Origin of the sequence: Maricaulis sp. D1M11, from assembly GCF_047308265.1 — a bacterium.
Taxonomy (GTDB): domain Bacteria; phylum Pseudomonadota; class Alphaproteobacteria; order Caulobacterales; family Maricaulaceae; genus Maricaulis.
On record NZ_JBKQWY010000004.1, the window covers coordinates 85864 to 94770 of the forward strand.

An 8907-nucleotide genomic window follows, 5' to 3' on the forward strand; every position below is an offset into this window, starting at 1 on the left:
TGACGCTCCTTACGCTTCGATTGCTTCCGGTGAAGACGCACCGTCATCACGGCGGTTCACCAGATCACCGACTTTCAGACCCCGTTTGGCGGCAACAGAGCGCGGGCTCAGCTGGCCTTTGAGGGCGTCGAAAGTGGCGCGGATCATGTTGTACGGGTTCGAGGTGCCGATGGATTTGGCAACCACGTCCTGCACACCCAGAGTTTCCAGAACCGCACGCATCGGACCACCGGCGATCACACCGGTACCCGGAGGCGCAGCCCGCAGGACGACCTTGCCGGCACCGTGACGGCCGCGGCCATCATGGTGCAGGGTCCGGCCCTCGCGCAGCGGCACGCGGATCATGGACTTCTTGGCTTCGTCAGTGGCCTTGCGGATCGCTTCAGGCACTTCGCGGGCTTTACCCTGACCGAAGCCGACGCGACCTTTCTGGTCACCCACGATTACCAGAGCAGCGAACTGGAAGTTCCGACCACCCTTAACGGTTTTGGCAACGCGGTTGATGTGGACGAGCTTGTCGACGAGTTCGTCTTCGCGCTCCTGGTCCCGATCACGCCGGTTGTTGTCACGTCCACGACCGCCCTGACCGCGACCGCGGCCCTCTTGATCGCCGCGACCCCGGCCACGGCCGCGTTGTTGCTCGTTCTGCTGAGCCATGCTGCCGCTCCCTTAAAAGCTCAGGCCGCCCTCGCGGGCCGCCTCTGCGAGCGATTTGACACGCCCGTGATAGATGTAACCGCCGCGATCGAAGATGACCTCTTTCACACCGGCTTCGCTGGCGCGCTCGGCCAGCAGCTTGCCCACGAGAGCAGCCGCTTCGGTGTTCCAGGTCTTGGGCTGTTCGGCCTTGACGACATCTTCCAGGGAAGAGGCCTGTACCAGGGTCGTGCCAGCCACATCGTCGATGATCTGGGCGTAGATGTATTTCGAAGAGCGGAAGACGGACAGACGCGGACGTCCGTTGGCGAGCTTCCGCAGGCGGGTCCGAACGCGCTGGGCGCGACGGAGCATTTTTTCGCGTGAAGTCTTCATCGTGCGACCTACTTCTTCTTGCCTTCCTTACGGCGGATGTACTCACCCGCGTATTTGATACCCTTGCCTTTATACGGCTCCGGCGGACGGAAACGGCGGATTTCGGCGGCAACCTGACCCACTTTTTGCTTGTCAGCGCCAGCGATTTTCACCTCGGTCGGCTTAGCCACCGTAATGGTGATGCCGTCCGGGGTCGGGTAGATCACGTCGTGAGACAGGCCCAGGGAGAGTTTGAGATCCTTGCCCTGCATCTGCGCGCGGTAACCGACGCCGACCAGTTCAAGATCTTTCTCAAAACCCTTGACCACGCCTTCAACCAGGTTGGCGATCAAGGCGCGCTGCATGCCCCACATGGCACGGGCGCGCTTGGTTTCATCAACCGGGGTCACGGTCAGACCATCTTCGCCCTGTGCGACTGTGACGTCAGACACGAAGCTCATGGAGAGCTCGCCCTTGGGACCTTTCACGGTGAGATCCGTGTCGGTCAGGGTGACAGTCACGCCAGACGGCAGGGCGACAGGGAGTTTACCAATACGAGACATAACGGCGCTCCCTTAGGCGATGTGGCAAAGGATTTCGCCGCCCACATTGGCCTCGCGTGCATTGGCATCCGACATCACACCCTTGGGCGTGGACAGGATGGCAATGCCGAGACCGTTCTGGACGAGCGGCAAATCCTTCACTCCGGAATACACACGACGGCCCGGCTTGGAGATACGCTTGATCTCCTGAATGACGGAATCGCCTTCGTAGTATTTGAGCTCAATTTCGAACTCCTTCATGCCGGTGGCGTGCTCAACCTCGGCATAGCCGCGGATATAGCCTTCCGACTTCAGGACTTCGAGAACGCGACCGCGGAGCGCAGACGCCGGCGTGTTCACCGAGCGTTTGTTGCGCATCAGCGCGTTGCGGATACGGGTCAGCATATCGCCGAGAGGATCATTCACAGTCATCTATAAGACCTCCCTTACCAGCTCGACTTGACCATGCCCGGGACAAAACCCGAGCTGGCGTAATCGCGCAGTGCGATACGAGACATGTTCAGCTTGCGGTAGTAACCGCGCGGACGGCCGGTGATGCCGCAACGATTCCGGATCCGGATCGGAGCCGAGTTGCGCGGCAGGGCCGACAGCTTGAGCTGAGCCTTGAAACGTTCTTCGATCGGCAGATCGCGGTCACGCGCGATTGCCTTCAGCTGTGCTCGCTTGGCCGCATAACGTTGAGACAGACGCTCACGTTTGCGATTGCGTTCAACAGCGCTTTTCTTCGCCATTCTTACCTCCTGCGTGCGGGACCCGCTCGGTCCTGCTTTCCTGCTGCGTTAGTTCGAAAACGGAAAATCGAACTCGGCCAGCAGGGCCTTCGCTTCTTCATCATTGCCTGCAGTGGTGCAGACCACGATATCCATACCCCGGATCTTCTCGACCTTGTCGTAGTCGATCTCCGGGAACACGATATGCTCTTTCAGGCCCATCGCGTAATTGCCACGGCCGTCAAAGCTCTTGCCATTGAGACCGCGGAAGTCACGGACGCGCGGCAGAGCAATGGTGATCAGGCGGTCCAGGAATTCGTACATACGATCCTGTCGCAGGGTCACCTTGGCACCGATCACCTGCTCCTCACGGAGCTTGAAGCCGGCGATGGATTTCTTGGCCATGGTTTTCACCGGCTTTTGACCGGCGATGGCTTCCAGATCCTCAAGGGCACCCTTGATTTTCTTGGAGTCCTGAGCGGCTTCGCCAACACCCATATTGATCACGACCTTGTCCAGGCGCGGGATCTGCATCGGGTTGTCGTAACCGAACTTCTCTTTCATGCGCTCACGGATCTGTTCCGCATATTTCGAGCGCAGACGCGGCGTATAGGTATCAGACATCGATAACCTCACCAGAGCTCTTGGCGACACGGACCTTGCGGCCGTCTTCAAGCGTCTTGAAACCGACACGGGTCGGCTCGCCGGATTTCGGGTCAGCGATAGCGACGTTGGACACGTGCACCGGCGCTTCTTTTTCTTTGATACCGCCCGGGTCAGCCTGGGTCGGACGCTGGTGGCGCTTCACGACATTGATGCCGGAGACCACGACGCGATCCTCGTCCGGCATAACCGTCAGAACCTCGCCCGTCTTGCCCTTGTCACGACCGGCCAGCATGACGACCTTGTCGCCCTTTTTGATCTTGGCCGCCATTACAGCACCTCCGGAGCCAGGGAGACGATCTTCATGTGGTTCTTGCCACGCAGTTCGCGCGGGACCGGACCAAAGATACGTGTGCCCATCGGCTCGTTGTTGTTGTTGATGATGACAGCGGCGTTGGAGTCAAAGCGGATGACGGAACCGTCACGACGCTTGATGTCCTTGGCCACGCGCACGACAACCGCCTTGCGCACATCACCCTTTTTCACGCGACCGCGCGGAATGGCTTCCTTCACGGACACGACGATAATGTCACCGACGCTCGCATAGCGGCGCTTTGCGCCACCGAGCACCTTGATGCACTGCACTCGGCGGGCACCGGAATTGTCGGCAACGTCCAGATTGGTTTGCATCTGGATCATGGCAGATCCTCCTTGGAATCAGACCGTGTCACTAAGGGCTTAGCCCTCGGTGGTCACGACCTCCCACCGCTTCAGTTTCGACTTCGGTGCACATTCCTGGATCTGGATCGTGTCACCAACCTTGATCGTGCTGGTTTCGTTGTGGGCGTGATAACGCTTGGAACGACGCACGGTTTTGCGGAGCAGCGGGTGCAGGAAGGTCCGTTCGACTTTTACGACGACGGTCTTGGCACCTTTATCGCTGACCACCACGCCTTGCAGGATACGCTTTGGCACAGCTTAGCTCCCTTGCTCTGTCTGCGCAGCACGTTCCGTCTGGATGGTCAGGATGCGCGCAATGTCTTTGCGCACCTGATTAAAACGGGCCGTGTTTTCCAGCATGCCGTTGGCAGCCTGGAAACGCAGGTTGAATTGCTCTTTTTTCAGCTTAAGGAGCGCGTCCTTGAGCTGATCTTCGGTCATGGCGCGAACATCGACGGCTTTCATGATCCGAACTCCTCTTATTCGCCCAGGCGAGCGACGATCTTGGTCTTGATCGGCAGTTTGGCAGCACCCAGGGACAGGGCTTCGCGAGCCACGTCCTCAGGTACACCGTCGATCTCGAACATGATCCGGCCCGGCTTGACCTTACAGGCCCAGAATTCAACCGAGCCCTTACCTTTACCCATCCGAACTTCAGTCGGCTTTGCCGTGACAGGCAGATCCGGGAAGACGCGGATCCACACACGACCAGCCCGTTTCATATGACGGGTGATGGCACGACGTGTGGCTTCGATTTGACGCGCAGTAACGCGCTCCGGTTGCAGCGCTTTCAGGCCATAAGAGCCAAAGACCAGCGAATAGCCGCCCTTTGCATTGCCCTTGATCCGGCCTTTGTGCGCCTTGCGGAATTTAGTACGTTTTGGTTGCAGCATAACTCAAGCCCCTTACGCGGCCTGGCGGCCCGAACGGGCGCGCTGTTCACCGGACTCCTGGAGACGACGCTCCTGAGCCAGCGGGTCATGTTCCATGATCTCGCCCTTATAGACCCAGACCTTGATGCCGATGATACCCATGGCGGTCTTGGCCTCGCAGGTCCCATAGTCGACGTCTGCGCGCAACGTGTGCAGCGGCACAGAGCCTTCCTGGTACTGCTCGGTACGAGCGATTTCAGCACCGCCGAGACGGCCGCCGAGAATGATCTTGCAGCCCTTGGCGCCCATGCGCATGGCCGACTGGATCGAACGCTTCATGGCGCGGCGGAAAGCCACACGGCGTTCCAGCTGCTGAGCGATCGATTCAGCGATCAGGTTGGCGTCGACTTCCGGCTTGCGGACCTCAACGAGGTTCAGGAAAACCTCGCTGTTGACCATTTTGGCCAGATCGCGGCGCAGGACTTCGATATCCGAACCCTTTTTACCGATCACAACACCCGGACGCGCCGTGTGGATCGTGACGCGGCATTTCTTGTGCGGACGCTCGATGACGATTTTCGACACGCTGGCATTCTTGAGACGCTTTTTGAGCATCTCGCGGATCTTGATATCCTCGTGCAGCAGCTTGGCGTACTCGGTGCCGCCGGCATACCAGCGGGATTCCCAGGTCCGGTTGATACCGAGGCGCAGGCCGATCGGATTAACTTTCTGACCCATTATGCAGCCTCCTCAACTTCGCGCACCACAATGGTGAGCTCGGAAAACGGCTTCAAGATCTTGGCCGCACGACCCCGTGCACGGGCACGGAAGCGTTTCATGACCAGGTTCTTGCCGACATAGGCTTCAGCAACGACGAGATTGTCGATGTCGAGACCGTGATTGTTTTCCGCGTTCGCGATGGCGCTTTCCAGCGTCTTCTTGACCGAGCCGGCGATCCGCTTGCGCGAGAATTCCAGGTCGGCCAGAGCGCGATCCACCTTCTTGCCGCGGATGAGCGCGGCCACCAGGTTCAGCTTTTGCGGGCTGATACGGATCATCCGCAGCTTTGCGCGTGCTTCGTTATCGGCGACGCGGCGGGGGTTAGCAGACTGACCCATCGCTTATCTCCGCTTGGCTTTTTTATCCGCAGCGTGACCGTAATAGGTCCGCGACGGGGCGAATTCACCGAGCTTGTGGCCGACCATGTCTTCGGTCACGAGAACGGGAACAAATTTATTGCCGTTGTGGACCTGGAAGGTCAGACCCACAAATTGCGGCAGGATCGTAGAACGGCGCGACCAGGTTTTGATCGCTTGCTTTCGGCCAGCATCGTGCGCAGCTTCCGCTTTTTTCAGCAGATAGCCGTCGACGAACGGACCTTTCCAGACAGAGCGAGGCATATCGTCGGCTCCCTATCGCTTCTTGCGCTCGTGGCGCGAGCGGATGATGAACTTGTCGGTCGACTTGTTCCGGCGGGTCTTGGCACCTTTGGTCGGCTTACCCCAAGGGGTCACCGGGTGACGACCACCGGACGTGCGGCCTTCACCACCACCATGCGGGTGATCCACCGGGTTCATGACGACACCACGAACAGACGGGCGACGACCGAGGTGACGGTTGCGACCGGCTTTGCCGAGATTGACGTTCAGGTGATCCGGGTTGGACACCGCACCGACCGTGGCCATGCAGGTGTCTTGCACCATGCGCAGCTCACCGGACGCCAGACGGATCTGGGCATAACCGGCGTCACGGCCGACCAGCTGGACATAGGCACCAGCTGAACGGGCGATCTGGCCACCCTTTTTCGGCTTCAGCTCCACATTGTGGATGATGGTGCCGACCGGGATGGATTTCAGCGGCATGGCATTGCCCGGCTTCACGTCAGCGCGATTGGCCGCAATGACCGTATCGCCGACAGCCAGACGCTGCGGTGCCAGGATGTAAGCCTTTTCACCATCCTCATACTTGATGAGGGCGATGAAGGCCGTGCGGTTCGGGTCGTATTCCAGACGCTCGACCGTGGCCGGCACGTCGAACTTGCGACGCTTGAAGTCGACCAGACGGTACAGGCGCTTGGCACCACCACCACGACGGCGGGAAGTGATACGACCGGTATTGTTGCGGCCACCGGACTTGGTGAGACCTTCAACAAGGGTCTTCTCCGGGCGACCCTTGTGCAGGGCAGACCGGTCAACCAGAACCAGGGCGCGACGGCCCGGAGAGGTTGGTTTGAATGTTTTCAAGGCCATGGTCTTAGAGCCCCGTCGTCACGTCGATGGAGTCACCCTCAGCCAGGGTGACCACCGCTTTTTTCTGGTCATTGCGCTTGCCCGCGATACCGCGGAAACGCTTGGCTTTACCGTGAACCTTGATCGTGTTCACCGCCGTGACCTTGACACCGAACAGAGCTTCGACCGCATCCGCGATCTCTTTCTTGTTCGCCGTCAGCGGCACGAAGAAGACCACTTTGCCCTCTTCGGACATGATCGTGGTTTTCTCGGTGATGCACGGGCTCAGGATCGTGTCGTAATGATGTGCAGATGCAGACATGATCAGGCCTCCTTGGCGCTCAGGCGCTCGTGGATTTTCTCCACGGCCGCCTTGGTCAGCACCAGCGTGTCACGGCGCAGAACGTCATACACGTTCAGGCCTTGAGCCGGCAGGACATCGACACACGGCAGGTTACGGGCCGCCAGAGCGAAGTTCTCATTGACGGTCTCGCCGTCGATGATCAGCGCATTGCTCAGACCCAGACCGTTGAAAGCCGTGCGAAGCTCGCGGGTTTTCGGGGCGTCCATTTCAGCCGTGTCCAGGATGATCAGGTCCGAAGACTTGATCTTGGAGGACAGAGCGTGGCGCAGACCCAGCGCACGAACCTTCTTGGGAAGATCGTGAGCATGAGAGCGAACACGCGGGCCGTGGGCGCGACCACCACCAACGAAGATCGGAGCAGACCGTGCACCGTGACGGGCACCGCCGCCGCCCTTCTGGCGACCGAATTTCTTCTTGGTCCGCGCAATCTCGGAGCGACCCTTGGTTTTGTGGGTGCCCTGTTGACGCGCAGCCAGTTGCCACTTCACGACACGCTGCAGGAGGTCGGCACGAATTTCGTCGATGCCGAACACGGCATCATCGAGTTCGATGGCGCCGGCTTCCTGGGCCGTGAGGGATTTGACCTCGACCTTCATTATTCCGTTCCTTCCTCACCGGCAGCATCTGCAGCAGGCACGTCGGCCTCGCCCGCAGGTGCTTCGTTCTCAACCGGTGCGTCCTCGACGGCCGGAGCATTGAGCTCGTCCAGCGTCAGGAATTTGCCCGGCAGCGGCAGTTCGATGTCACCGAAGCCCTTGACGGCATCGCGGATCTCGACCCAGCCACCGGCGGAACCCGGCACCGCGCCCTTCACCAGGACCAGACCGCGATCCACATCCACACGAACCACTTCCAGGTTCTGGGCTGTAACGCGGGCGGCACCCATGTGACCGGCCATTTTCTTGCCTTTGAAGACCTTGCCCGGATCCTGACACTGACCCGTGGAGCCGTGCGAACGGTGCGAGATAGACACACCGTGAGAGGCCCGCAGACCGCCGAAATTGTGCCGCTTCATGGCACCGGCGAAGCCCTTACCGATGGACGTACCCGCCACATCGATCTTCTGGCCCGGAACAAAGTGATCGGCGGTGATCTGAGCACCCACTTCAATCACCTGGTCGTCGGAAATGCGGAACTCGACCAGCTTGCGCTTCGGCGCAACCTGGGCCTTCGCGAAATGACCGCGCTGGGCCTTGTTCGTCCGCTTCGCCTTGGCATCACCCGCGCCGAGCTGCAGAGCGGTATAACCGTCACGCTCGCCGGTCTTATGGGAGATGACCTGGCAATTATCTACATGCAGGACCGTGACCGGAACGTGGCTTCCCTCTTCGGAGAAGACGCGGGTCATGCCCAGCTTCTTAGCGATCGCACCTGTGCGCATGACTTACGCTCCCAGCTTGATCTCAACATCGACGCCAGCGGACAGGTCGAGCTTCATGAGCGCGTCAACTGTCTGCGGTGTCGGGTCGACAATGTCCAAAAGACGCTTGTGCGTCCGAATTTCAAATTGTTCCCGCGACTTTTTATCGATGTGCGGAGACCGCAGCACCGTAAATTTTTCAATGCGCGTCGGCAGCGGAATCGGACCGCGAACATTCGCGCCCGTACGCTTGGCCGTGGAGACAATCTCCCGGGTGGAATTATCCAAAACCCGGTGATCGAACGCCTTCAGGCGAATGCGGATGTTTTGACGTTCCATCAAACCGATCCCGTGTCTTCAACTTTCAAAAGAGCAAATTGCCCAGGGCGGAACTTTTCAGGGCCCCGCCCCGGACAGACTAAATAGAGTGATTACTCGACGATGGAGGAGACGACGCCGGCGCCGACGGTACGACC

19 protein-coding genes are annotated in these 8907 nt (G+C 59.6%); all 19 read right to left on the bottom strand.

Going from position 1 to position 8907, the window contains the following annotated elements; all coding sequences use genetic code 11:
• Positions 1 to 9: 9 nt before the first annotated feature.
• Genes rpsE through rpsJ form a run of 19 tightly spaced genes read right to left on the bottom strand, consistent with a single transcriptional unit; the run spans position 10 to position 8770 of the window.
• On the bottom strand, positions 10 to 657 hold the full coding sequence (gene rpsE / locus RMQ97_RS08960) for a 30S ribosomal protein S5 (protein ID WP_413660528.1): 648 nt from the start codon (positions 655 to 657) through the stop codon (positions 10 to 12).
• A 12-nt stretch (positions 658 to 669) separates the two neighbouring features.
• A complete protein-coding gene (gene rplR, locus RMQ97_RS08965) occupies positions 670 to 1032 on the bottom strand; it encodes a 50S ribosomal protein L18 (protein ID WP_413660529.1) in 363 nt (120 codons plus the stop codon).
• Positions 1033 to 1040: 8 nt separating this feature from the next.
• A complete protein-coding gene (rplF, locus tag RMQ97_RS08970; RefSeq protein ID WP_413660530.1) occupies positions 1041 to 1574 on the bottom strand; it encodes a 50S ribosomal protein L6 in 534 nt (177 codons plus the stop codon).
• Between the two features lie 12 nt (positions 1575 to 1586).
• Positions 1587 to 1985 carry a 30S ribosomal protein S8 gene (rpsH, locus tag RMQ97_RS08975; RefSeq protein ID WP_413660531.1) on the bottom strand — a complete coding sequence of 133 codons (399 nt, stop codon included), beginning with the start codon at positions 1983 to 1985 and terminating at the stop codon, positions 1587 to 1589.
• Positions 1986 to 1999: 14 nt separating this feature from the next.
• A complete protein-coding gene (gene rpsN, locus RMQ97_RS08980) occupies positions 2000 to 2305 on the bottom strand; it encodes a 30S ribosomal protein S14 (RefSeq protein WP_413660532.1) in 306 nt (101 codons plus the stop codon).
• 48 nt (positions 2306 to 2353) lie between these two features.
• Positions 2354 to 2908, bottom strand: coding sequence for a 50S ribosomal protein L5 (gene rplE / locus RMQ97_RS08985; protein WP_413660533.1), 555 nt, complete (start codon positions 2906 to 2908; stop codon positions 2354 to 2356).
• Positions 2901 to 3218 carry a 50S ribosomal protein L24 gene (gene rplX, locus RMQ97_RS08990; RefSeq protein WP_413660534.1) on the bottom strand — a complete coding sequence of 106 codons (318 nt, stop codon included), beginning with the start codon at positions 3216 to 3218 and terminating at the stop codon, positions 2901 to 2903. Before rplX ends, rplE begins: the two co-directional genes overlap by 8 nt.
• Positions 3218 to 3586, bottom strand: a complete 369-nt coding sequence (gene rplN / locus RMQ97_RS08995) for a 50S ribosomal protein L14 (protein ID WP_413660535.1) — start codon at positions 3584 to 3586, stop codon at positions 3218 to 3220. The genes rplX and rplN overlap by 1 nt, the downstream gene beginning before the upstream one ends.
• 39 nt (positions 3587 to 3625) lie before the next feature.
• Complete coding sequence (gene rpsQ / locus RMQ97_RS09000; protein ID WP_413660536.1) at positions 3626 to 3862, bottom strand: 30S ribosomal protein S17; 237 nt, start codon at positions 3860 to 3862, stop codon at positions 3626 to 3628.
• Between the two features lie 3 nt (positions 3863 to 3865).
• Positions 3866 to 4072 carry a 50S ribosomal protein L29 gene (gene rpmC / locus RMQ97_RS09005; RefSeq protein ID WP_413660537.1) on the bottom strand — a complete coding sequence of 69 codons (207 nt, stop codon included), beginning with the start codon at positions 4070 to 4072 and terminating at the stop codon, positions 3866 to 3868.
• A 14-nt stretch (positions 4073 to 4086) separates the two neighbouring features.
• Positions 4087 to 4500: a 50S ribosomal protein L16 gene (rplP, locus tag RMQ97_RS09010; protein ID WP_413660538.1), complete on the bottom strand. Its 414-nt coding sequence runs from the start codon at positions 4498 to 4500 to the stop codon at positions 4087 to 4089.
• Positions 4501 to 4512: 12 nt separating this feature from the next.
• Positions 4513 to 5217 (bottom strand): 30S ribosomal protein S3, encoded by a 705-nt coding sequence (gene rpsC, locus RMQ97_RS09015; RefSeq protein ID WP_413660539.1) that lies wholly within the window; start codon positions 5215 to 5217, stop codon positions 4513 to 4515.
• Positions 5217 to 5597: a 50S ribosomal protein L22 gene (gene rplV / locus RMQ97_RS09020; protein ID WP_413660540.1), complete on the bottom strand. Its 381-nt coding sequence runs from the start codon at positions 5595 to 5597 to the stop codon at positions 5217 to 5219. The genes rpsC and rplV overlap by 1 nt, the downstream gene beginning before the upstream one ends.
• A 3-nt stretch (positions 5598 to 5600) precedes the next feature.
• A complete protein-coding gene (gene rpsS, locus RMQ97_RS09025) occupies positions 5601 to 5879 on the bottom strand; it encodes a 30S ribosomal protein S19 (RefSeq protein WP_413660541.1) in 279 nt (92 codons plus the stop codon).
• 12 nt (positions 5880 to 5891) lie between these two features.
• Positions 5892 to 6728, bottom strand: coding sequence for a 50S ribosomal protein L2 (gene rplB / locus RMQ97_RS09030; protein ID WP_413660542.1), 837 nt, complete (start codon positions 6726 to 6728; stop codon positions 5892 to 5894).
• Between the two features lie 4 nt (positions 6729 to 6732).
• Positions 6733 to 7029 (bottom strand): 50S ribosomal protein L23, encoded by a 297-nt coding sequence (locus RMQ97_RS09035; RefSeq protein WP_413660543.1) that lies wholly within the window; start codon positions 7027 to 7029, stop codon positions 6733 to 6735.
• A 2-nt stretch (positions 7030 to 7031) separates the two neighbouring features.
• Positions 7032 to 7667, bottom strand: coding sequence for a 50S ribosomal protein L4 (rplD, locus tag RMQ97_RS09040; protein ID WP_413660544.1), 636 nt, complete (start codon positions 7665 to 7667; stop codon positions 7032 to 7034).
• A complete protein-coding gene (rplC, locus tag RMQ97_RS09045) occupies positions 7667 to 8452 on the bottom strand; it encodes a 50S ribosomal protein L3 (RefSeq protein ID WP_413660545.1) in 786 nt (261 codons plus the stop codon). The genes rplD and rplC overlap by 1 nt, the downstream gene beginning before the upstream one ends.
• Positions 8453 to 8455: 3 nt before the next feature.
• Positions 8456 to 8770 (bottom strand): 30S ribosomal protein S10, encoded by a 315-nt coding sequence (rpsJ, locus tag RMQ97_RS09050; protein WP_011643734.1) that lies wholly within the window; start codon positions 8768 to 8770, stop codon positions 8456 to 8458.
• Between the last annotated feature and the right edge of the window lie 137 nt (positions 8771 to 8907).